Source organism: Flavobacterium sp., assembly GCF_965262375.1.
GTDB lineage: Bacteria > Bacteroidota > Bacteroidia > Flavobacteriales > Flavobacteriaceae > Flavobacterium.
On record NZ_OZ253527.1, the window covers coordinates 2,929,190 to 2,954,023 of the forward strand.

Sequence of the window (24,834 nt, forward strand, 5' to 3'; positions counted from 1 at the left end):
ATTAAAAAAATAAAGCCCCGAATATCGGGGCTACTAAAGTACTCTTTTTTATTTAAACGTCACACCAAATTTGGCTGCCTCAGCTTTTACTTTAGGTATATGATCTCTAATTTCTTTGATACGAGTTTCATTACTGGGATGCGTACTTAAAAATTCCGGAGGCGCTTGCCCTCCAGCTTTAGCCGACATACGTTCCCAAACATATACCGCGTTTTCTGGATTATATCCAGCAATTGCCATCAATAATAAACCAATATGGTCTGCCTCTGACTCATGCGCTCTACTAAAAGGCAACATACCTCCTACTTGTGATGCCAATCCATAGTACTGCATAAAAGCAGCTTGTTCTTCTTGCGATTTATTACCTGTTGCCAAAGCCACACCCACAGCACCTGCCTGTTGCAACAAGCCTGCACTCATACGCTGTTGCCCATGATTTGCTAACGCATGCGCCACTTCATGTCCCATTACAGCTGCCATCCCTGCTTCATCTTTAGTAATAGGCAAAATACCTGTATACACAACTATTTTTCCACCAGGCATACACCATGCATTTACCTCTTTACTATCTACTAAATTATACTCCCATGCATAATCTTTCAAATAGGTTGGATTTCCATTAGCAGCCAACCAACGCTCTGCTGCATTTTTTATTTTTATACCAATTGTTTCCACTTTCTTAGCCTCGGCAGTTCCTTTCAATACCTTATTTTCTGATAAAAATTGGCTGTATTGCTGAAATGCTGAAGGAAATATCTGACTATCGGGTACTAACGCCATAGTACTTTTACCGGTAAATGGATTTGTAGCACAAGCTACTACTAAAGCAACTGCACTTAAACCTGAAATTATGATACTTCTTTTCATGATAATTTAATTGAAACAAAACGTAAAAATACAACTTTTTGATAAGCTTTTCTTACATAAGACTGTAGAAATTTATCAATATTTTACACAACAAACCCTGTACCAAATGCAAAAATGAATTAAATTAGCTAAAAAAAGATTTTGAAGAAAAAGAAAAACCAAGGCATACAAGTCCCTAAACCTATCATTTATTTAGCAAAAACCATTGCGTTTATCTCAAAAGATTGGGCTACCAGTTTGAGTGCACGTCTTTTTACTACTCCTATCAAACATAAAACCCCCAAGAGAGAACTAAACATGTTAAAGCTTGCCCAACAGGAATGGCTCACTGTACCAAGTATCAACAAAACAGTACGCGTGTATCAGTATGGGCAGAGTTCTAAAAAAGTATTATTAGTGCACGGTTGGTCAGGCAGAGGAACTCAGCTCTACAAAATAGCCGATGCTTTATTACAACAAGGGTATTCAACTATTAGTTATGATGCACCAGCGCATGGGCAATCAGACACTAAAACCACTTTAATGCCTGAATTCATTGCTACTAATTTTGAATTAGAACAAAAATACGGTCCTTTTGAATTTGCCATAGGACACTCTTTAGGGGGCATGTCATTGTTGAACTCGGTAAAAAGAGGTTTTCCTGTAAAAAAATTAATTGTAATAGGTAGTGCCGATAGAATTATTGACATTTTACACAATTTTGTCAACGTACTCCGACTAAAACCTATCATAGCAGAAAAAATGAAAGACCGTTTTGAAAAAAACTTTGGCGAACCACTGCATAATTACGACGCTGCAAGAGCTGCCCTTGAAGTCAACATTCCTACACTGGTTATCCACGATATTGATGATTTTGAAGTTCCGATTCAATGCGGATTAGCCATTCATAAGAATCTGAAACAAGGGGATTTTTTTCAAACTAAAAGATTAGGACATCGTAAAATTTTAGGTGATGATAAAGTTATCGAAAAGATTATTTCCTATATTCAAGCTTAGTATTTCAATCGTAGCCTGCTTGTTTTTATTCTTGTTTATGTTTTCATGCAAAAAACAAGAATACAACTGCATTCAACCTAAAAATAGACCAAACATGGATTATAAAATTCAAAAATCGGAAGAAGAATGGAAAGCACAACTCGGTGCTGAACGCTTTCATATCCTTAGAGAAAAAGGAACTGAGTATGCCTTTACAGGAAAATATAATTTACATTTCGAAAAAGGAACTTATATTTGCGGCGGATGTGGAACCCCTCTTTTCGATTCTGATGCTAAATTTGAATCTCATTGTGGTTGGCCTTCATTTGACGACGCCATTTCAGGAACAGTTGAATATCAAAAAGATACTTCCCATGGAATGCTCCGTACCGAAATTTTATGCGCTTCTTGTGGAGGGCATTTGGGACATGTATTTGACGATGGCCCTACACAAACAAAACAGCGTTTTTGCGTAAATTCGCTATCAATTGACTTTAAAATGTAAATAATAATTGGTTTTTAAGTTAAATTTCTTTAATTTGCACTATTAACATTACCCTAATATCATAATGACTAACATTACTCGATTATTTGATTTTCCATATTATCAGCTAGAAAAAAACAATTTACCAGACGCCTTAGTAACTAAATACAACGGTCAATGGGTTAAAACTTCTACGCAAGAATATATAGATAAAGCAAATGCCATTTCAAGAGCTCTAATTACGATGGGAGTTCAAAAAGATGACAAAATCGCTATCATTTCTAGCAACAACAGAACCGAATGGAATATCATGGATATTGGTGTTTTACAAATTGGTGCACAAACTGTCCCTATTTATCCTACAATTTCAGAACAAGATTACGAGTATATTTTAAACCACTCTGAATCTAAATACTGTTTCGTTTCTGACAAAGAAGTCTTAAAAAAATTAAACAGTATCAAGAACAATGTACCTAGTTTAGTGGGGGTTTTTACTTTTGATGAAGTAGCTGGAGAAAAAAATTGGACTGACTTATTAGCAATTGGCAAAGATACTTCAAACCAAAACTTTGTAGAAGAACGCAAAAACAATGTAAAAGCTTCTGATTTAGCTACTATCATTTACACTTCTGGTACAACTGGGAGACCAAAAGGAGTTATGTTATCGCATAACAATATCGTATCCAACGTATTAAACAGCTCTGATCGTATTCCTCTAGTTGCAGGTACCGCAAAAGCAATGAGTTTCTTACCAATTTGCCATATTTTTGAGCGTGTAATCCTTTATATTTATCAATATTATTCCATCTCGATTTATTTCGCAGAATCTATTGATAAAATTTCTGATAACTTCAAAGAAGTACAACCGGATGTATTTACTGTAGTACCTCGTTTGTTAGAAAAAGTGTACGATAAAATTTATGCTAAAGGAACCGAACTTACAGGCATCAAAAAGAAATTATTCTTTTGGGCTATCGAATTAGGTTTAAAATACGAACCTTACGGCAAAAATGGCTGGTGGTATGAATTCCAATTAAAAATTGCTCGTAAATTAATTTTTAGCAAATGGCAAGAAGCCCTTGGCGGAAATGTAAAACTAATGGTATCAGGAAGTGCAGCCTTACAAACGCGCCTGACACGGGTTTTCACCGCAGCAGGAATGCCAGTCATGGAAGGTTATGGATTAACAGAAACCTCACCTGTGATTACCGTTAATGACATGCGCAATGGACTTTTCAGAATTGGAAGTGTAGGTAAACCTATCAAAAATGTAGAAGTAAAAATTGCAGAAGACGGTGAAATCCTTTTCAAAGGACCAAACTTAATGATGGGCTACTATAAAGACCAAGTTCAAACGGACGAAGTTATTAAAAACGGTTATTTCCATACTGGTGACATTGGCGAATTTGACAAAGATGGCTTCTTACGCATTACCGACCGTAAAAAGGAAATGTTTAAAACTTCTGGAGGTAAATACGTTGCACCACAACTTTTAGAAAACACTTTCAAACAATCGCGCTTTATAGAACAAATCATGGTAATTGGTGAAGGTCAAAAAATGCCTGGAGCTATTATTCAACCCGCATTTGATTTTATCAAAGAGTGGGCACACATCCATAATGTAAACATTGGCGATACCAACGAATCACTTATCCAAAATCCTGAGGTTATCAAAAGAATCCGTCAAGAAATTGATGAATTAAACACCAAATTTGGAAACTGGGAACAAGTGAAAAAATTTGAATTAACTCCAGACGTTTGGTCAATAGACGGCGGTCAATTAACCCCAACATTGAAATTAAAACGTAAAGTGGTTTTAGAAAAATACAAAGCTTTATACGATAAAATCTATAACTAAAAGCCAAATGATATGATACGCAAACTTCTTCTCTGTTTTTCACTTATAGCAATCCTTTTCTTGAGTTGTAAAAACAAAGAAGAAGTTTCGTTTTCAAACTACCACTCCTACCAAAATCCTGTAGACCAATCTACAGGTGGTATCCGCATGATACCTATAAAAACACCCGCAGGCACTTTTAAAGTTTGGACAAAAAGAGTGGGCAATAATCCAAAAATAAAAGTTCTACTCTTACACGGAGGTCCTGGCGTAACACATGAACTCTACGAATGCTTCGATGGTTTTTTCCCACAAGAAGGTATTGAGTACATTTATTACGACCAATTAGGTTCTTATTATAGCGACCAGCCTAACGATAATCGCTTATGGACTAACGACCGTTTTGTTGATGAAGTTGAACAAGTACGTAAAGCCTTAGGACTTAACAAAGACAATTTCTATTTATTAGGGCAATCTTGGGGAGGCATACTAGCCATGGAATACGCTTTTAAACATCAAAACAATTTAAAAGGACTGATTATTTCTAACATGATGTCCAGTGCACAACTTTACAACCAATATGCCGAAGAAGTATTAGGTCCACAATTACCTACAACCGTTTTTAATCAAATCAAAAACTTTGAGAAAAACAAAGATTACCAAAACCCGAAATACCAAGAACTTCTATTCAACTATTATTACACAGAGCACATTTTAAGAAAACCAATCAAAGATTGGCCAGAAGCCGTAAATCGTTGTTTCAAGCATTTAAACCCAAATGTGTATATTTATATGCAAGGTCCGAGCGAGTTCGGAATTACAGGTAATGCTACTTTGAAAAACTGGGATGTCCGTCAACAACTCAAAAACATAAAAGTACCAACACTAGTCATAGGTGCTAAACACGACACCATGGACCCCAAACACATGGAATGGATGTCTAAACAAGTACAAAACGGAAGATTTTTATACTGCCCTTACGGCAGTCACCTCTCACAATACGACGACCAAAACACGTATATCCCAGGAGTAATCAAATTTCTGAAAGATGTAAATTTGAACAAATTTTAACCTTTTATTCATTGTAAAAGCAAGGCTTTTTTCTTAATTTTATATGCATGCATAAAAATATTTCATTTTTATATGCGTGCATACTATTTTTTTGTTATATTTGAATTTCAGAAATTAAAAACATTAGTTCTGACACTATAATAAAAGCTGTTGTATAGCAATGAAAGATAAAACAATAGATTATTTACTACGAACTACATGGCAAGCTGTTTCCAGAATGTACAATGAGGAAGCAGCTAAATATGGAGGTTCGATGGCTATCGGTTTTGCTCTTTTAAGTATTGATAAAGAAGATGGTACTCCTTCCACCAGCATAAGTGCAAGAATGGGTATGGAAGCTACCAGTTTAACCCGAACTTTAAAATCATTAGAAGAAAAAGGTTTGATTATTAGAAAACCAAATCCAAATGATGGCAGAGGGGTGCTTATTTATCTCACGGAAGAAGGCAAAATTAAAAGAGAACTTTCAAAACAAACCGTTTTAAAGTTTAATGACACCGTTAAACAATATGTTTCGGAAGAAAAATTACAACATTTTTTAGAAGTCACAGAAACCATTAACGAATTAATTCAAGATAAAAACATATTCAATCAACCAGAGTAATTACAAAATGAAGAGAACAATTAAAAAAGTTGCTGTAGTTGGTTCAGGGATTATGGGTTCAGGGATTGCCTGCCATTTTGCTAATATCGGAGTAGAAGTTTTACTCCTTGATATAGTACCCCGCGAACTAAATGACGCTGAACAGAAAAAAGGACTAACCCTTGAAAACAAAGCGGTTAGAAACCGAATCGTAAACGACAGTTTAACTGCCGCTTTAAAATCGAAGCCCTCTCCTATTTATCATCAAAAATTTGCTGATAGAATTACTACAGGAAATTTAACCGATGATATCGCAAAAATTAAAGATTGTGATTGGGTAATTGAGGTTGTTGTTGAAAGATTAGACATCAAAAAGTCGGTTTTTGAACAAATTGACACACACAGAAAACCTGGAACGTTAGTAACTTCTAACACTTCAGGTATTCCTATTCAGTTTATGAGCGAAGGTCGTAGCGAAGATTTCCAAAAACATTTCTGCGGTACACACTTCTTTAATCCAGCTCGTTATTTGAAATTATTTGAAATTATTCCAGGTCCACAAACTTCTTCGGATGTTTTGGATTTCTTGAATAATTATGGCGAACAATTCTTAGGAAAAACTTCGGTAGTTGCTAAAGACACCCCTGCTTTCATTGGAAACCGTATTGGTATTTTCGGAATCATGAGTTTATTCCACCAAGTGAAAGAATTAGGGCTTACTATTGAAGAAGTAGATAAATTAACAGGCCCTGTAATTGGTCGTCCAAAATCGGCTACTTTCCGCACGGTAGACGTAGTAGGTTTAGATACATTAGTACACGTAGCTAATGGTATTTACGAAAACTGTCCTAACGACGAAGCTCACGAATTGTTCAAACTACCTGAATTCATCAACAAAATGATGGAAAACAAATGGTTAGGTAGCAAAACAAAACAAGGATTCTACAAAAAAGAAGGTAAAGATATCCTTTCTTTAGATTTAGATACATTAGAATACCGTGCCAACAAAAAAGCGTCATTTGCTACTTTAGAAATGACCAAAACTATCGAAAAACCTATCGATAGATTCAAAGTATTAGTTAAAGGAAAAGACAAAGCAGGTGATTTTTACCGTAAAAACTTCTCAGCGATGTTTGCTTATGTTTCTAACCGTGTTCCTGAAATTACAGACGACTTCTACAAAATTGACGATGCTATGAAAGCAGGTTTCGGTTGGGAAAATGGACCATTCGAAATTTGGGACGCAATAGGCGTTCAAAAAGGTATCGAAATGATGCAAGCAGAAGGCTATACGCCTGCTTCTTGGGTAACTGACATGGTTGCGTCTGGAAACACTTCTTTCTATACTGTAAAAGAAGGAGCTACGCAATACTACAATACCGCATCAAAATCGCAAGTTAAAGTTCCTGGTCAAGACGCCTTTATCATCTTAAACAACATTAGAGACACGAGCCAAAATGGCGAACTGGCGAAGCAATCTAAAAAAGTTTGGGGTAATGCTGATTGTACTGTTCATAATATTGGTGATGGTATCCTAAACTTAGAATTCCACTCTAAAATGAACTCTATTGGTGGTGGTGTTTTACAAGGAATCAACAAAGCTATTGATTTAGCTGAAAAAGAATACAACGGATTAGTAATTGGAAATCAAGGCGCTAATTTCTCAGTTGGAGCCAATATCGGTATGATTTTCATGATGGCGGTAGAGCAAGAATATGATGAGTTAAATATGGCTATCAAAATGTTCCAAGACACGATGATGCGCGCGCGTTACTCTTCTATTCCAGTGATTGCTGCACCACACGGAATGACTTTAGGTGGTGGTTGTGAACTTTCTATGCACGCGGATAAAATTGTTGCTGCGGCTGAAACATACATCGGTTTAGTTGAATTTGGTGTAGGTGTAATTCCAGGTGGTGGTGGTTCTAAAGAAATGGCACTACGCGCAGCGGATACTTTCCGTAAAAACGACGTGGAATTAAACGTTTTACAAGAATATTTCTTAACTGTAGGTATGGCAAAAGTGGCAACTTCTGCTTATGAAGCTTACGACTTAGGTATTTTACAAAAAGGTAAAGATGTGGTGGTGGTAAACAAAGACCGTCAAATTGCCGAAGCTAAAAAACATGCCTTGTTAATGGCTGAAGCAGGATACACACAACCAGTACGTCGTAAAGACATTAAAGTATTAGGAAAACAAGCTTTAGGTATGTTCCTTGTGGGTACAGACCAAATGGTTGCGGGACAATACATTTCGGAACACGACCAAAAAATCGCAAACAAATTAGCTTACGTAATGGCGGGGGGGGATTTATCAGAACCAACTTTAGTAACGGAGCAATATTTGTTAGATTTAGAAAGAGAAGCTTTCTTATCACTTTGTACCGAAAGAAAAACATTGGAGCGTATCCAGTTTATGTTAACTAAAGGAAAACCGTTGCGTAATTAGAAAATAGAATATAGAGAAAAGACCATAGATAAATGACCATTATAAAGTCTATTTTCTATTATCTATTTTCTATACTCCAAAAAATGATTTAAATGAAAACAGCATATATAGTAAAAGGATATAGAACAGCAGTAGGTAAAGCACCGAAAGGACTGTTCCGTTTTAAACGTCCAGATGAATTGGCCGCTGAAACCATCGAGCACATGATGGCTGAATTACCCAACTTCGACAAGTCAAGAATTGATGATGTAATGGTGGGTAATGCGATGCCTGAGGCGGAACAAGGATTAAATATGGGACGTTTAATCTCTTTAATGGGATTAAAAGTGACTGATGTTCCTGGAGTAACAGTGAACCGTTACTGTGCTTCTGGTTTAGAAACCATTGGTATGGCTACAGCCAAAATCCAAGCAGGAATGGCACATTGTATCATTGCCGGTGGTGCAGAGAGCATGAGTTATATTCCAATGGGAGGTTATAAACCAACCCCAGATTATAAAGTTGCCGCTGCCGGTAACGAAGATTACTACTGGGGTATGGGATTAACTGCTGAAGCCGTAGCAAAACAATTTAATATTTCACGTGCAGACCAAGATGAATTTGCTTATCAGTCGCACATGAAAGCGTTGAAAGCACAAGCAGAAGGTAAATTTGATGCTCAAATCGCGCCTATCACCGTAGAACAAACGTTTATCAACGAAGCTGGTAAAAAAGAAACAAAATCGTATGTAGTTACTAAAGACGAAGGACCACGTGCGGGTACTTCTGTTGAAGCGCTTTCAGGATTAAAGCCTGTATTTGCTGCAGATGGTTCAGTAACTGCAGGTAACTCATCACAAATGAGTGACGGTGCCGCTTTCGTACTGATTATGAGCGAAGAAATGGTAAAAGAATTAAATTTAGAACCTATTGCACGTTTGGTAAACTTTGCATCTTCGGGTGTTGAACCAAGAATCATGGGTATCGGTCCTGTAAAAGCCATTCCAAAAGCGGTACAACAAGCAGGTTTAAAAATCTCTGATATCGAATTATTCGAGTTAAACGAAGCTTTTGCAGCACAATCCTTAGCGGTAATCCGTGAGTTAGACTTAAACCCTGAAATCATCAACGTAAATGGGGGTGCCATCGCTTTAGGTCACCCACTAGGTTGTACAGGAGCTAAATTATCAGTTCAATTATTTGACGAAATGAAACGCCGCGGTAACAAATACGGTATGGTAACCATGTGTGTGGGTACTGGACAAGGTACAGCGGGGATATTTGAGCTATTGTAGCCCCCTAACCCCCAAAGGGGGAACAACTGGGAGCAAAAAAAAAACGTTCATTAAAATTTGTATAACATAAGCTTTTTAATTTCGATTTGATAATCTAAAAGCATTTTTAAAACCCTACTTACCCCTAGTAGGAATTCCCCCTTTGGGGGTTAGGGGGCTAACTATGGAAGATATTACAAGAGGCGGACAGTTCTTAGTTAAAGAAACGAAATGCGAAAATATATTTACTCCTGAGGATTTCTCAGAAGAACAAATCATGATGCGTGATTCTATCAAAGAATTCGTAGACAAAGAATTATGGTCAGAAAAACCTCGTTTTGAGAAAAAAGACTACGCTTACACTGAAGAATGTATGCGTAAAGCAGGTGAACTTGGTTTCTTAGGCGTAGCGGTTCCTGAAGCTTACGGTGGTTTAGGTATGGGCTTCGTATCAACGATGTTAACTTGTGACTATATTTCTGGTGCTACAGGTTCATTCTCTACAGCTTTCGGAGCGCACACAGGTATTGGTACTATGCCAATCACTTTATACGGTACAGAAGAACAAAGATTAAAATATGTTCCAAAATTAGCTTCAGGTGAATGGTTTGGTGCTTACTGTTTAACAGAACCTGGAGCAGGTTCAGACGCTAATTCTGGTAAAACAAAAGCAGAATTATCAGCAGATGGTAAATCATACAAAATCAACGGTCAGAAAATGTGGATTTCTAACGCTGGTTTCTGTAACGTAATGATTGTTTTTGCTCGTATTGAAGATGACAAAAACATCACGGGTTTCATCGTAGAGTATGACCCTGCAAATTCAAACGGAATTACGTTAGGTGAAGAAGAACACAAATTAGGTATTCGTTCGTCTTCTACACGTCAAGTATTCTTCAACGATACAATTGTTCCTGTAGAAAACATGTTAGCAGGACGCGGTGAAGGTTTTAAAATTGCAATGAATGCGTTGAACGTAGGTCGTATCAAATTGGCAGCTGCTTGTTTAGATGCACAACGTCGTACCATTACAGAAGCTGTAAAATATGCTAGCGAGCGTATCCAATTTAAAACCCCAATTGCAAACTTTGGCGCTATTCAAGCTAAATTAGCTAACATGGCTACTAACGCTTATGTGGATGAAGCAGCTTCGTACCGTGCCGCTAAAGATATCGAAACAAGAATTGAATTACGTGAAGCAGCGGGTAACACCCACCAAGAAGCGGAATTAAAAGGAGTGGAAGAATTTGCTATCGAATGTTCTATCCTTAAAGTAGCGGTTTCAGAAGACGTTCAAAGCTGTACTGACGAAGGTATCCAAATTTTTGGAGGTATGGGATTCTCAGAAGAAACACCAATGGAATCAGCTTGGAGAGATGCTCGTATTGCTCGTATCTATGAAGGAACTAACGAAATTAACCGTATGTTATCAGTAGGTATGTTAGTGAAAAAAGCCATGAAAGGTCAAGTAGATTTATTAGGTCCTGCGATGGCAGTTGCTGAAGAATTGATGGGTATTCCTGATTTCAACATTCCTGATTATACTGAATTATTTGCTGAAGAAAAAGAATTAATCGGCAAATTGAAAAAAGCGTTCTTAATGGTTGCGGGTGCAGCAGTTCAAAAATTTGGTCCAGATTTAGAGCAACACCAACAATTATTAATGTGTGCTTCTGATATGTTAATCGAGATTTACATGGCAGAATCAGGAATTTTACGTACAGAAAAATTAGCGAAAGCTAAAGGATCTGAAAATGTAAAAGAACAAATTGCTATGGCGCAATTGTACTTATACCAAGCGGTAGACATCGTTTCTCAAAAAGGAAAAGAAGGTATTGTTTCTTTTGCTGATGGCGATGAGCAACGCATGATGTTAATGGGATTACGTCGTTTTACAAAATATACCAATATGCCAAATGTAGTAGCGCTACGCGAGACTATCACTGCTAAAATGATTGCAGAAAACGGCTATTGCTATTAGTCTTTAAATTTTAATTAGTTTGGTTGAAAGCCACAATGGGATTTTTCCTGTTGTGGTTTTTGTTTTTTACACTAAAATTTAAAAACATCGACTGAATCTTGAAAACATTTCCTATTTTAGGGTCTGCTGAAAAACTCAGCAGACCCTATTTAATGATTGAATTTTCTTTTAAAAGATTTCCTCTATTAAATCGAATATTTTTTAGCTCTCGATACGCTTTGCACTCGAGCTGACGAGTACTCCGATAGTACCAAGCCCCGTCCGTTCGAGTAGTTTTTTGTAATGAAATGGAGAAAAACATATCGAGAACTTATCTCTTTAACAGCTCTCGATACGCTTAGCACTCTAACTGACGAGTAACCCGATAGCACCAAGCCCCGTCAACTCGAATATGTTTTAAGTTTTTGTACCATCAAATGGCTAGTAGTGGCAAAATGGTTGTTTCTATAAAAATTGCCACCACTTTGTGGCAACATAAATTCCAAAAATGATATTGCCACTACTTTGTGGCAAGCAATTTGATTTTAAAAATTTTGCTACAACTAAAAAGCCAGAACATAATGAAAACAAACAAAACATCGCTGACCCAACAAATAGGATTTACACAAGAAGAAATAGCACTACTGCTACGAATTAATCGCACCACTTGGTCTATGTATGAAATCCAAAGACGAAGCTTAAAAACAGACGAACTGCTTAGACTTACGCAGTTGATGACTATACTGTCCCAGCCTGAACAGACACTAAGCATTGAAAGCCAACCTCAAGAGACAGAAAAACTATGGCAGGAGGAATTAGAAAAAACCCAACTGGAAAAACTAAAGCTAGAAAGAAAAATAAAACATTTCCGTAACAAACATGAACAAGCAAATAAAATACTACTCCATGTTCAATGCCTCATACAATCGAATCAGTTCAGCGCACAAGCCTACTTACTTGATAGTATAACCCATCGTGGGCGTAACCAACTGAAAAACTATAACCTAAAAAGCCTAACTAAAATGGAATTAGAACTAGAAGTTTTGACGCATAAAATAAGTTTGCTAGAAGTGCAACGGTCTAAAAAATAAAAGTCCCACCGAAGCAGGACTAAAGACTTTCATCTACGGCATATAGCCTTATTGTGATAAGATTAAAGATTAGAATAAAATTATCTAATACAAACATACATAAAAAAACTGTAAGTTCTTTACGGTTTTCCGTATTTAGATAAAAAAGTTTTTTCTTACATTTAGTTCAAAATTGCAAACTAAACAAAATGACAAAAATACTAGGACTAGACTTGGGTACCAACTCGATTGGGTGGGCAATTAGAGAAACCTCTATTAAAGGCAATCAAATTACTGAAACTAATGTGATTGTATTTCCACAGGGTGTAGGTGAGGAAAAAGGTGTTGAGTTTTCTTTGGCGTCAGAAAGAACTAAACATAGAGCATCAAGAAAATTATATAAAAGAAGGAAAAAGAGAAAAACTGATTTATTGAAATTATTAATAAAAAACGGTTTTTGTCCTTTAACAAATGATGAATTAATAATCTGGTCTGAATACAAAAAAGGACGAGATATGAAATACCCAACAACCAATTATGAATTTTCAGAATGGTTGATGATTAATCCTTATGAAGTCAGAGCAAAAGGTGCTAATCAATTGGTATCAAAATTAGAGTTAGGCAGAGCTTTATATCATATGTGTCAACGTCGAGGCTTTAAAAGTGGTCGAAAAGATGCTGATGCAGGTAAAGATTTAGAACAATACAAAAAAGAGCAAGAAATTTTAAAACAAAATGGTTTTAAAACTTTAGGAGAATATTACTTTGACTTGCTTCAAAAAGATATAAAAGTTAGAAAGACAAAATTTAGTGCGGATGACCAAGAAGTAAATTCTTCTCGAATTAGCTATGTAGAGGAATTTAATATCTTAATGAAAACACAAAATGTCAGTAAAGAATTAGCAGATGTTTTCTTTGATGCTATTTTTTTTCAAAGACCTTTAAAATCCCAAAAAGGAGCTGTTGGAAAGTGTACTTTAGAAAAAGCAAAAACTCGTTGCCCAATAAGTCATCCAATTTTTGAAGAATTTAGAATGTATCAATACCTAAACTCTATTAAAGTTAAAGAACGAAATAGTGATAAGTTTGTTTTTCTTTCTGAATATCCTGAATATTATAAAATTGCAAAAGATAAATTTTATAGAATTAGTGCTAAAAATTTTAAGTTTATTGATATTTCAAAAGGTGTGAACAATCTCGCAAAGAAGAATAGCCTAAATTTTGAGTTTAATTATAACGATAAATACCCTATTGTTGGCAGTCCTACAATAAGCAAATTAATTGAAGTTTTTGATGCAGAAGATTGGGAAGGCTGTAAAAAAATAATTCTTTCAAAATATAAAAAACAAGATAATAAGACTGTTGATGAATTAATTGACGAATTATGGCATACACTATTTTTCTCGGGAGATTTCGTTAACGACATAACCACAGAAAAGGTAAAGAGTTTTATTAGAGATAGATTTGATATTTCAGAAGAGAAAGTCAACTATTATGAAACCATAAATTTAAAGCAAGGCTATTCTTCTTTGAGCAAAAAAGCTATTGGAAAGATATTGCCGTTTTTGGAAAACAAAATAATTTATCCTTATGCTGTTTTCTTTGCCAACATAGACTCTATAGTTGGAAAAGAAAAATGGGAATCTAACAAAGAATTTATTCAAGATACTATCATTGATATTATTGCGCAGTATAAAGAGCAAACACTTAAAATTGATATAGTAAATGGCTTAGTTGGTGATTTTATAAAGGAATATGATAATTCACACCTAGATTATATTTTGGATGATACCGACAAGAAAAACGTATCTGCCAAAACAAAACTATTCTATGGCAAAAAAGAATGGGATAAACTTTCTGATGAGTCTAAAAAAGAATTATTAAATGAAATTGAAATCACTTTTCAAGAACAACTTCAAAAGAGAAGAGTTGGAGGTTATTATTTGCCAAAACCAAGAATCGATGAAATTATTAAGGATTTTTTAATTCAAGAATATCAAATAGCAAAAGAGCAGGCGGATAAACTATATCATCCTTCGGCTATGGATGTTTATCCACAGAGTCAAGATAATCTATTAGGGTTGCCATTTACAAATTCAGTTAAAAATCCTATGGCAATGCGCACCTTATTCTATTTGAGAAAATTGATAAATACGCTTTTAAAGGAAAATAAAATTGCGCCCGATACTGAAATTATTATTGAACTAGCCCGTGAATTAAATGATAAAAATAAGCGACTAGCCATTGAAAAATGGCAAAGAGAACGTGAAAATGAAAACAAAAAGTTTAGAGAAAAACTGGAAGAACTTGCTTTAGACACGAATTCTAAAGTAACAGATACTGACGTATTGAAGTACAGATTATGTCAGGAACAAAATGGAAAATGTTTTTATACCAACAAAACTATAAATTGTGAAAAACTATTAGGAGCAAATCCACAGTTTGATATAGAACATACTTTTCCACGAAGTAAATCTTTTGATAATTCATTAGCCAATAAAACCTTGGCTGATAAAACATTTAATCAGATTAAAGGAAATAGAATTCCTCAAGAATTAGAAGAGGAATACATCAATAATTTTACTCTAAATATAAAAGGTTGGGAAGAAAAGATAGATGAATTAGAAGAGAAAATTGAACAACAAAAATATTTTTCGAAAGTAGCGAGTACGGTTAAACAAAAAAACAGAGCCATTCAACAACGTCATTATTTAAAATTGGAATTAGATTACTGGAAGCAAAAAGTTTATCGTTTTACGGCAACCGAAATTAAACCCAATTTTAAAAATAGTCAATTAGTCGACACGGGGATTATAACAAAATACGCTCAGCTTTTTTTAAAGTCTCTGTTCCAAAATGTTTTTCCAGCCAAAGGCTCAATGGTGTCGGATGTAAGAAAATCTTGGGGCTTAGGTGAAAAAGACAGAAACCTGAATTATCATCACGCCATAGATGCTATAGTTTTAACTTGTATGGACAAAAGTATTCGTGACGGATTAGCGGAAGCATTTAAAGAATCAGAAGAAAATAGGTATCAAGATAAATTTAAAGTTCAAAAACCTTGGCAAACTTTTACGGAGGATATTAATCAGTTAAAGGAACAAATCATTACAGTTCATAATCACAAAGCTACCATTGAAAAACAAACAAAAAGAAAATTACGTAAAAGAAATAAAATTCAATATGACAAGTACGGTAATACAATATATGAGAAAGGACAAGGCATAAGAGCCTCATTGCATAAAGATACCTTTTACGGAAAAATTGAAAGAGAAAATGAAAATAAAGAAAAAGAATTTTGGTTTGTAATTAGAAAGCCAATAAATGCAAATTTTTCGGATGCAGATGTTGCGAATATAGTTGATGAAGGCATAAAAGCAAGGATTCTAAAACACGGCTTAAAAAATTGTAGAACAAAGGAAAATTGGATTTTATTGCCTAGTGAGAAAGACGAAAAAGGAAATGAAATAAAAGAAATGCTTATTAAAAAAATTAGGATGAGAACTAGAAATAGTGATTTGCCCAAAATAAAAGCACAGAGCCACAAATCACAAGGGAATCGTAAAGAACATAAAGAATTTTATTATGCCACATTAGAAAATATTTTTGCAATGGCTATTTATGAAACCATTGATGGTAAAGGAAAAAAAATACAGAAACATAAGACTATTTCTGCATTTGATTTAGCTAAATTCAATCAAGGAAAATCCAAATTAGAAACACCTATAGAGGAGAATATTACTATAGAGAGTAAGAAGGATACGATACTTGTTCCATTGTCAAAAGTTTTACGAGTTAATCAAATGGCATTGTTTTATGAAAACACCCCCGAAGAATTAAAGAAGCTTTCAAAATCAGACATTAGCAAAAGATTATTTAAAATTACTCAATTTGAAAGTGATGGTCGAATTCAATTGCGACACCATATACAAGGAGGCGCGGATAAGGATTTAATCAAAGAATCATCGGTAAATTTTGAACAGCCTTCTCAAAAACTAAGAATCAGTTTAAGCAACGTTAAAGCTATATTTGAAGGGCAGGATTTTATTTTACACCCTTCTGGAAAAATAGACTTTAAGTATTAAAAAATGGTGTAAATTTACACCAATAAACATATATAGTATGGCACGTCAAAGTATCACTTTAGCCAATCAAAATGATGAGTGGTTAAAACAGCAAGTCGCAAACGAAGAATTTACAAGTAAAAGTGAAGCGGTAAATTATTTAATTAAACAAGCTCGTGAACGCGATGCGCATATAGATTTTGTGCGAATGAAATTAGAAAAAGCCGAGAAAAGCGGTTTTAGCACCAAAACAAAAGAAGAATTATTAGCCGAAATAAAGAAAAAATTAAATGTACCGCTATAAACTGAATATTCAAGTTGAGGAAGATTTGACTCGAATTTTTGAATATGGTTTGGGCGTTTCGGTTTGTTCCAAGTAGAAAAATATTATGAGATGCTATTTGAATGTTTTTCTAAAATAGCTTCAAACCCCTTGCTGTTCCCAGAAGTTACTCGATATCGAAAAGAGTACAGATATTGTGTTTGTGGGGCAGATACAATTTTCTACAAAATCAATGCCAATGAAATTGAAATCATGGCAATTATTGGCAGACAAAATTATTAAAACGTTCATTGACATAAATTTTCATAATCTAGCTCCATATCGAATAGTTGTATTTTTTTTAGCACCTTGTTAACAATTAAAAAAGTGTGTTTGTAAATCTCCCTCTGGTCGATTTGATTAAAGATTAGAAATCGAGCTTGCGAGATTCAGCGGAGCTAAAACACGATATTAGTACATAAAATCCAGCTTAGACCCGTCAAGTTGTGGTTTACAAACACCAAGTCAATATTTGTTATAGGTGCGTTTGTGATTATAATTGATTAAAGATTAGAAAACACGATATTAAAGGATTTTCTTTTCTTTTTAATTGGCATGTTGTGGTTTGATTAAAGATTAGAAAACACGATATTTATTAAATTCAATATACCACCGTTTTCCAGTTGTGGTTTGATTAAAGATTAGAAAACACGATATTAATAAAAATGGAGTATAAAGATCTACTGCCGTTGTGGTTTGATTAAAGATTAGAAAACACGATATTTTATCAATTCTTCTAAGCTCTGTGGATAAAGTTGTGGTTTGATTAAAGATTAGAAAACACGATATTCGCTAAAAAAAATATAACAAATACGACAGAGTTGTGGTTTGATTAAAGATTAGAAAACACGATATTTACAGGGCAACATAAATCGTTGTCTGACCCGTTGTGGTTTGATTAAAGATTAGAAAACACGATATTACAAATTCACCTTTAAAGAAAAAACTATGCGTTGTGGTTTGATTAAAGATTAGAAAACACGATATTTGGAAACGTAAACTGAAAATCATAAAAGTAGTTGTGGTTTGATTAAAGATTAGAAAACACGATATTGATTTTTCTCAACAAAGTCTGAAATTTGAAGTTGTGGTTTGATTAAAGATTAGAAAACACGATATTATTTTCTGTTGGTAATTTAAAAGGAGTACCGTTGTGGTTTGATTAAAGATTAGAAAACACGATATTGAAAGAACAACAAATAAAGTTAGTTGAAGAGTTGTGGTTTGATTAAAGATTAGAAAACACGATATTCTTTACATCTGGTAATTCTTTGCAATTTGAGTTGTGGTTTGATTAAAGATTAGAAAACACGATATTTCAATGGGCGATTTAAGAAGTACCAAAACAGTTGTGGTTTGATTAAAGATTAGAAAACACGATATTTAGTGCTTATTTAATGCTCAGGATTTACTGTTGTGGTTTGATTAAAGATTAGAAAACACGATATTTGACGAAATACCGCCTCACAATCACGGCGAGTTGTGGTTTGATTAAAGATTAGAAAACACGATATTATATGGAACGTGTTGGTATTAAAGCCTGTTGTTGTGGTTTGATTAAAGATTAGAAAACACGATATTAATCATAAGAAGCGCCGTTTCCGTACTTTAGTTGTGGTTTGATTAAAGATTAGAAAACACGATATTGCATTTACTGCTTTTCTGTTTTCTGTATCTGTTGTGGTTTGATTAAAGATTAGAAAACACGATATTTGAACTTATGTATATACCTAGCTTTTCTAAGTTGTGGTTTGATTAAAGATTAGAAAACACGATATTTGTAGTTGATGCATTTACGTTTATACCGCTGTTGTGGTTTGATTAAAGATTAGAAAACACGATATTATTGTATTAAAGCGATACTATCTTCTACTTGTTGTGGTTTGATTAAAGATTAGAAAACACGATATTCATTTCCTAACAATGTAAAAGCACGTCAAGTTGTGGTTTGATTAAAGATTAGAAAACACGATATTAGAGCATTTCGAGATAGTAGAGAATTTAATGTTGTGGTTTGATTAAAGATTAGAAAACACGATATTTAATAAAGGCTAATAATATTCGATAAAAAGGTTGTGGTTTGATTAAAGATTAGAAAACACGATATTGTTTCCATCTAAATCTTCTGTGTATGCTCTGTTGTGGTTTGATTAAAGATTAGAAAACACGATATTAAAGACAATTTGTTCGTTCAGATATCAACGGTTGTGGTTTGATTAAAGATTAGAAAACACGATATTTTCAGGCTTTTAATTCTGACTGGAACTTTGGTTGTGGTTTGATTAAAGATTAGAAAACACGATATTCAAAATCAACCAAGCAAGAGGTTTGAATAAGTTGTGGTTTGATTAAAGATTAGAAAACACGATATTATTACTGGCAGAAACACAAATCCTCTGAAGTTGTGGTTTGATTAAAGATTAGAAAACACGATATTATCGTCCTCCATAAACTCCCCCTTTAATTTGTTGTGGTTTGATTAAAGATTAGAAAACACGATATTAACCACCATAAAATTGTTACTGTTTGGGTAGTTGTGGTTTGATTAAAGATTAGAAAACACGATATTAGACGCAATTCACGAAGCAGTTGAGAAATTGTTGTGGTTTGATTAAAGATTAGAAAACACGATATTAATAATGTTGTATTAAATAGCTCAGGTAGAGTTGTGGTTTGATTAAAGATTAGAAAACACGATATTAGGTTTTGCGTTTGCTAAATCTGACCAGTAGTTGTGGTTTGATTAAAGATTAGAAAACACGATATTGGCACGCTTGCAACCATTCAGACACTAGCTGTTGTGGTTTGATTAAAGATTAGAAAACACGATATTATCCATTAATTGGTAATTTACACCTGCTTCGTTGTGGTTTGATTAAAGATTAGAAAACACGATATTCTAAGTGTTGTTCTACCTCCATTTCTAACGGTTGTGGTTTGATTAAAGATTAGAAAACACGATATTCCCTGTATAGTATAGAACTGCTTATCGGAAGTTGTGGTTTGATTAAAGATTAGAAAACACGATATTTAAACGGACGTTTCAAAAAATACCAAAATGGTTGTGGTTTGATTAAAGATTAGAAAACACGATATTTATAAAGTTATTCTATAAATATACAGGTAAGTTGTGGTTTGATTAAAGATTAGAAAACACGATATTAAATTAACTTACCTAATTCTTGTTCAGAAGTTGTGGTTTGATTAAAGATTAGAAAACACGATATTAGTTGGCTTGTCACCTTCTAATTATCAACAGATTAAGACAAAATATCGTTAAAAAAAATGCTTCTTTTTTGGCACATTGAACCAAGATTGAAGCATTTTTTTATTTCTAAAACAGCTCAAGCTGTGTGGGTTGTGGGGCTTGAGGCACGACTACTTTGCCCCAAAAATTTTGTATGTTCCCAAATTGTTTGTCGGTAATGCGTAGTACACTCACTTTGCCCAAGGGAGGCAGGAGTTTTTGTATGCGTTTTTCATGCACATCTGCACTTTCGCTACTGGCACAATGCCGTATATACACCGAGTATTGCATCATACTGAATCCATCTTTCAAAAGTTGGTTCCTAAATCCAGCCGCGTTTTTTCGGTCTTTCTTCGTGTCGGTGGGCAAATCAAAAAATACAAACAACCACATGATTCGATACCCGTTTAAATCCATAATTTTGGATATTTTATCTTTTTACGCTCCCCTGCAAAACACTGTTGCAGCGAACTAGCCGTTTTTTGTAAACCTACCATCAATGGACTTTTCTCTTCCTTAAAATAGACCGTTCGGGTGAGCAATTGCAGGAGTTCGGCTTTGATGGCTGTGTTCAATTCTTGCTCCTCGTACCGTTGCATGAGTTCATATACTTTTTCATCCACTATAGGGCGAAAGGGTTCCATAATATCATCCGCTAAAGCAAACGCATTGTACTTGCTTTTATGATGTATACCTAGCGTGTTGAGCAAACCACTCCCTGACAGGGCGCGTGCCGTACCTGCTCGTAGTAAGGCATAACCGTAATTCAAAAAATTATTGGGGTAATCCCCAAAACGTTCACGCTTAAAAGGCATATCAAAAAACTGTTTCCAATATTGGCTTGCGGCTACTCCTTCCATATTACTACTATCGCCACTCAACACCTTAGAAGCTAAAAAAGGAAATTGATTTTTTTGGGCTGTCATCCGTTCGAGTAGCAAACCTTGATTGGTAATTTTCTCCACTATGGTCTGTTGCCACAATTGTTTTTTTAACGGTACACTGGCATCAATTTGATTTTTAAACAACTCCTGCTGGATATGATGGCTATTCAAATTCAAAAACAATCCATTAGGCAAGTGATTTTTACCACAAACTATGATTGCCGCATTGTTTTCTATTAACAAATTCATAGCAGGAAGACTCAAATATATTTCAGCATGGTCAAGAACTAAAAAACCGATATCCTCAATAGGAATTACGCCTTCACGCCATTCATTCTTAAGCACCAATTGATTGTGCTGAGTGGTAATACTGGTTTTATTTTCGATAAGTAAGGTCCGTTTTATCATTTTTGAATCAAGTTAAAAACAAAACCTTATCAGGAAGTTAATTGCAGTTTACCAAAACAACAACTTAAATCAAACCTTAACATTAAAACATAGCTTCCTGAAATGCGTTATATCAGCTAACCAAAGTTTATAAAAGCCCTAGATTTTTACTAACGAGTCCTTTAAAGGTATTGAAAACAAAAATTATTTTTTTAATCTACAACGAAGTTCATTTCAAATAAATATATAAATCTACACCAACTAAAACAGCATAACGCTAATAACAGAGAATCAACAGGAAGACTTTTGAAGAATAAATTCCTTGAAAAATTAGACTTGATGATGAAATAAAGTAACTATTCAGCCATTTATTTTTTAAGCCACGAATTACACAAATTAGCACAAATTCTTCACCATAATGTAACCGAATGGAAAACGCCTTATTTAAATAAGCACAAATAACCGAGCTTTTGTACGGGTCAGAATTAGTGTAATATCATTTAAATTTTGAAATTACCTTTTTATTTTAGTCATTTAATTCATTAAAATGTTTCTAATTTTTCTTAATTCCTTGATGGTTTTAAAGATGTTTTTACTTGCGGTAAATTTAAAGTTAAAACAGTATAATTTAAACGTAAGCTTATTTTAAATATAATAATTCGTGCTAATTTGTGTAATTCGTAGCAAAAAAGAATGAGTGTTTGTAGGCTGAATAGTTACGAAATAAAAACCATATCTCATTTATTTCTACGAATCATTAAAACAGCAAAAAAAGGAATATAAATACAACTATCAAAAAAGAGGAAAGTTGTAGAAACAAAAAAAGGAACAACTTTCGTCATTCCTTTTTTGAGCCGATGGAGGGACTCGAACCCACGACCTGCTGATTACAAATCAGCTGCTCTAGCCAGCTGAGCTACACCGGCAAAGTGTTTTTTTATTCTGGCAAAATCAGTTTTTAAACTGACATTCATTATTTCAATTTTGAGCCGATGGAGAGACTCCCTTCGACTTCGCTTAGGATGAACTTCTCGTTCCTAACGAATAAACTCTTCAAAAAATTGAGCCGATGGAGGGACTCGAACCCACGACCTGCTGATTACAAATCAGCTGCTCTAGCCAGCTGAGCTACACCGGCAAAGTGTTTTTTTTTTATTCTGGCAAAATCAGTTTTTCAACTGATCATTCATTATTTCAAAAAGAGCCGATGGAGGGACTCGAACCCACGACCTGCTGATTACAAATCAGCTGCTCTAGCCAGCTGAGCTACACCGGCAAAGTGTTTTTTTATTCTGGCAAAATCAGTTTTTCAACTGATCATTCATTATTTCAAAAAGAGCCGATGGAGGGACTCGAACCCACGACCTGCTGATTACAAATCAGCTGCTCTAGCCAGCTGAGCTACACCGGCAAAGTGTTTTTTTTTTATTCTGGCAAAATCAGTTTTTCAACTGATCATTCATTATTTCAAAAGAGCCGATGGAGGGACTCGAACCCACGACCTGCTGATTACAAATCAGCTGCTCTAGCCAGCTGAGCTACACCGGCGACTCATTTACGGGTGCAAAAATAAGGGAGTTTTTTAAATTTACAAATAATTACTCCCCTTTTTTTCTACATTTTTACCACTACAACGCGTTGATTTTATCAACTAATTGGTTTGCAGCATTTTCCAATTCCACATTAATTTGTTTGAAATGAGATTTCTTATCCGCTACATTTTTCTCATTTACTTTTTTGATTAAATTATCAAAAATAGTGAAAGATTCTTCAAGGATAGCATTAGTTGCTTCAGTAGGCTGACCTGTAGTTGTCATTTCTACTAAATATACCGCTTCAATGATTTGACCAATTACATAATTGATACTCTGTTTTAAAGTTCTTACACTTGCCATTAGGTTTGTATTTTTAAATTACGACTGCAAAATTACAATTATTCTTCTGAAAACAGTTAAGAAATATTTATTTCTAACAACTTAGCCTGCCCTGAAAGTTGAAAATTGGTCAAAGCTGCTGGTATTAACACAGAATCTCCTAACTGAAATTCATATTTTTTATCCTCTACTTGAATTTCAAACACACCTCCCACACACATATACACCACAAAAGAATCGTTTGAGTTATTTTTATCAAGGACTCCATCTAAATCTATAATCGCGGCTGAAAAATAAGGACTATCAACCAACGAAACTTCTTTATTCAAAGATGCTTCATATGCTTTTTTTACATCAATTTTTTTATAATTGATAGCATCTAAAGCAAAATCTACGTGTAATTCACGTAAATTACCATTCGCATCTTTACGGTCAAAATCATAAATACGATAAGTAATATCTGAAGACTGTTGAATTTCTGCAATTAAAGTACCTGCCCCAATAGCATGCACTGTACCGGTTTCTAAATAAAAAACATCTCCTGCCTTTACCGGATAATCATCTAGAATTGATGTTAAACTTTTATTTTTCAGACATTCCAAATACGCTTCTTTAGAAGCATCTTCTTTAAACCCAACAATCAATCGGGCGTTTTCTTCTGCTTGAACCACATACCACATCTCGGTTTTCCCGTTAGCATTATGTCGTTCTTTAGCTAAAGTATCATTAGGATGCACTTGAATAGACAAATCTTCTTTGGCATCTAAAAATTTAAACAACAAAGGAAACTCTTCTCCAAAAGTAGCATAAACCTTAGCCCCCAACATCTCTACGGGATATTTCGAAATCAGAGCATTCAAGCTTTCCCCCGCATACACTCCTTTACTCACAATACTCACATCACCTTCTAATCCTGATATTTCCCAACTTTCACCCGTCGTTTTAGATACAACGGGTTTATTCAAAAAGGACTCTAACTGTGTACCTCCCCAAATTCTTTCTTTTAAAATCGGTTTAAACTGTAAAGGATATAACTCCATCGGCATTAAATCAAACTTTTTACTTTTTCAACGGTTTTTTCTAAATGATTTGTCGCATTCATATCTTCAAAAATCATTTGAACTACCCCTTTTTTATCTACTATATACGTTACACGCCCAGGAATTAACCCAAACATATTAGTCTTTACACCAAATAATTTACGCAACGACTTATCGGCATCAGAAAGCAAGATAAAAGGTAAATCGTATTTACTCGCAAATTTTTTATGCATACCAATACTATCACCACTAATCCCTATTACCTCTGCACCAATCGTTTTAAATTCTTCGTATTGGTCTCTCAAAAAACAAGCCTGTTTGGTACATCCTGGCGTATCATCTTTAGGATAAAAATAAATAACCAATACTTTTTTTTCCAATACAGAAGCGATATAAAAATCGTTTCCATTTTGGTCTTTTGCTCCAAACAAGGGCAACTTATCCCCTACTTTTAATCCTTCTTGCAT

17 protein-coding genes, 5 tRNA genes and 1 CRISPR repeat array are annotated in these 24,834 nt (G+C 34.5%); of the genes, 11 read left to right on the forward strand and 11 right to left on the reverse strand.

Annotated features, from left to right (window positions below):
- Window positions 1-48: 48 nt before the first annotated feature.
- Entirely contained in the window at window positions 49-867 is an 819-nt protein-coding gene (locus tag ACQY29_RS13395; protein ID WP_428225679.1) for a M48 family metallopeptidase, read from the reverse strand.
- Between the two features lie 141 nt (window positions 868-1,008).
- On the opposite strand from ACQY29_RS13395, the gene ACQY29_RS13400 reads away from it, so the two are divergent.
- The 11 genes from ACQY29_RS13400 (at window position 1,009) to ACQY29_RS13450 (ending at window position 16,917) form a co-directional block, all read left to right on the forward strand.
- Window positions 1,009-1,863: an alpha/beta fold hydrolase gene (locus tag ACQY29_RS13400; protein WP_428225680.1), complete on the forward strand. Its 855-nt coding sequence runs from the start codon at window positions 1,009-1,011 to the stop codon at window positions 1,861-1,863.
- Window positions 1,864-1,957: 94 nt separating this feature from the next.
- Entirely contained in the window at window positions 1,958-2,347 is a 390-nt protein-coding gene (gene msrB / locus ACQY29_RS13405; RefSeq protein ID WP_428225681.1) for a peptide-methionine (R)-S-oxide reductase MsrB, read from the forward strand.
- Window positions 2,348-2,411: 64 nt separating this feature from the next.
- Complete coding sequence (locus ACQY29_RS13410) at window positions 2,412-4,184, forward strand: AMP-dependent synthetase/ligase (protein ID WP_428225682.1); 1,773 nt, start codon at window positions 2,412-2,414, stop codon at window positions 4,182-4,184.
- 12 nt (window positions 4,185-4,196) lie between these two features.
- Window positions 4,197-5,234, forward strand: coding sequence for a proline iminopeptidase-family hydrolase (locus tag ACQY29_RS13415; RefSeq protein WP_428225683.1), 1,038 nt, complete (start codon window positions 4,197-4,199; stop codon window positions 5,232-5,234).
- 160 nt (window positions 5,235-5,394) lie between these two features.
- Window positions 5,395-5,838, forward strand: a complete 444-nt coding sequence (locus tag ACQY29_RS13420; RefSeq protein ID WP_088466784.1) for a MarR family winged helix-turn-helix transcriptional regulator — start codon at window positions 5,395-5,397, stop codon at window positions 5,836-5,838.
- Window positions 5,839-5,845: 7 nt separating this feature from the next.
- The gene (locus tag ACQY29_RS13425; RefSeq protein WP_428225684.1) at window positions 5,846-8,266 is read left to right on the forward strand and encodes a 3-hydroxyacyl-CoA dehydrogenase NAD-binding domain-containing protein; all 2,421 of its coding nucleotides are present in this window, start codon (window positions 5,846-5,848) and stop codon (window positions 8,264-8,266) included.
- A gap of 92 nt (window positions 8,267-8,358) precedes the next feature.
- Window positions 8,359-9,540 carry an acetyl-CoA C-acyltransferase gene (locus ACQY29_RS13430; RefSeq protein WP_354018165.1) on the forward strand — a complete coding sequence of 394 codons (1,182 nt, stop codon included), beginning with the start codon at window positions 8,359-8,361 and terminating at the stop codon, window positions 9,538-9,540.
- Between the two features lie 163 nt (window positions 9,541-9,703).
- Window positions 9,704-11,500 (forward strand): acyl-CoA dehydrogenase family protein, encoded by a 1,797-nt coding sequence (locus ACQY29_RS13435; RefSeq protein ID WP_428225685.1) that lies wholly within the window; start codon window positions 9,704-9,706, stop codon window positions 11,498-11,500.
- 560 nt (window positions 11,501-12,060) lie between these two features.
- Window positions 12,061-12,570, forward strand: coding sequence for a hypothetical protein (locus ACQY29_RS13440; RefSeq protein WP_428225686.1), 510 nt, complete (start codon window positions 12,061-12,063; stop codon window positions 12,568-12,570).
- Window positions 12,571-12,758: 188 nt separating this feature from the next.
- Window positions 12,759-16,634, forward strand: a complete 3,876-nt coding sequence (cas9, locus tag ACQY29_RS13445) for a type II CRISPR RNA-guided endonuclease Cas9 (RefSeq protein ID WP_428225687.1) — start codon at window positions 12,759-12,761, stop codon at window positions 16,632-16,634.
- Between the two features lie 37 nt (window positions 16,635-16,671).
- The gene (locus ACQY29_RS13450) at window positions 16,672-16,917 is read left to right on the forward strand and encodes a ribbon-helix-helix domain-containing protein (RefSeq protein ID WP_428225688.1); all 246 of its coding nucleotides are present in this window, start codon (window positions 16,672-16,674) and stop codon (window positions 16,915-16,917) included.
- A 509-nt stretch (window positions 16,918-17,426) separates the two neighbouring features.
- Window positions 17,427-20,163: a CRISPR direct-repeat array (repeat unit 36 nt; unit sequence GTTGTGGTTTGATTAAAGATTAGAAAACACGATATT).
- Between the two features lie 106 nt (window positions 20,164-20,269).
- On the opposite strand, the gene cas2 is transcribed toward ACQY29_RS13450, so the two are convergent.
- The 10 genes from cas2 to ACQY29_RS13500 form a co-directional block, all read right to left on the reverse strand.
- On the reverse strand, window positions 20,270-20,599 hold the full coding sequence (gene cas2, locus ACQY29_RS13455) for a CRISPR-associated endonuclease Cas2 (RefSeq protein ID WP_428225689.1): 330 nt from the start codon (window positions 20,597-20,599) through the stop codon (window positions 20,270-20,272).
- Complete coding sequence (gene cas1, locus ACQY29_RS13460; RefSeq protein WP_428225690.1) at window positions 20,590-21,474, reverse strand: type II CRISPR-associated endonuclease Cas1; 885 nt, start codon at window positions 21,472-21,474, stop codon at window positions 20,590-20,592. Before cas1 ends, cas2 begins: the two co-directional genes overlap by 10 nt.
- A gap of 831 nt (window positions 21,475-22,305) precedes the next feature.
- Window positions 22,306-22,379: transfer RNA gene (locus ACQY29_RS13465), tRNA-Thr, on the reverse strand.
- Between the two features lie 138 nt (window positions 22,380-22,517).
- Window positions 22,518-22,591, reverse strand: a tRNA-Thr gene (locus tag ACQY29_RS13470).
- A gap of 64 nt (window positions 22,592-22,655) precedes the next feature.
- Window positions 22,656-22,729: transfer RNA gene (locus ACQY29_RS13475), tRNA-Thr, on the reverse strand.
- A 61-nt stretch (window positions 22,730-22,790) separates the two neighbouring features.
- A tRNA-Thr gene (locus tag ACQY29_RS13480) sits at window positions 22,791-22,864 on the reverse strand.
- A 63-nt stretch (window positions 22,865-22,927) separates the two neighbouring features.
- A tRNA-Thr gene (locus ACQY29_RS13485) sits at window positions 22,928-23,001 on the reverse strand.
- Window positions 23,002-23,081: 80 nt separating this feature from the next.
- Window positions 23,082-23,348 (reverse strand): hypothetical protein, encoded by a 267-nt coding sequence (locus ACQY29_RS13490; protein WP_428225691.1) that lies wholly within the window; start codon window positions 23,346-23,348, stop codon window positions 23,082-23,084.
- A 56-nt stretch (window positions 23,349-23,404) separates the two neighbouring features.
- Window positions 23,405-24,373 (reverse strand): type I phosphomannose isomerase catalytic subunit, encoded by a 969-nt coding sequence (locus ACQY29_RS13495; RefSeq protein WP_428225692.1) that lies wholly within the window; start codon window positions 24,371-24,373, stop codon window positions 23,405-23,407.
- Complete coding sequence (locus ACQY29_RS13500; protein ID WP_428225693.1) at window positions 24,373-24,834, reverse strand: peroxiredoxin; 462 nt, start codon at window positions 24,832-24,834, stop codon at window positions 24,373-24,375. The genes ACQY29_RS13495 and ACQY29_RS13500 overlap by 1 nt, the downstream gene beginning before the upstream one ends.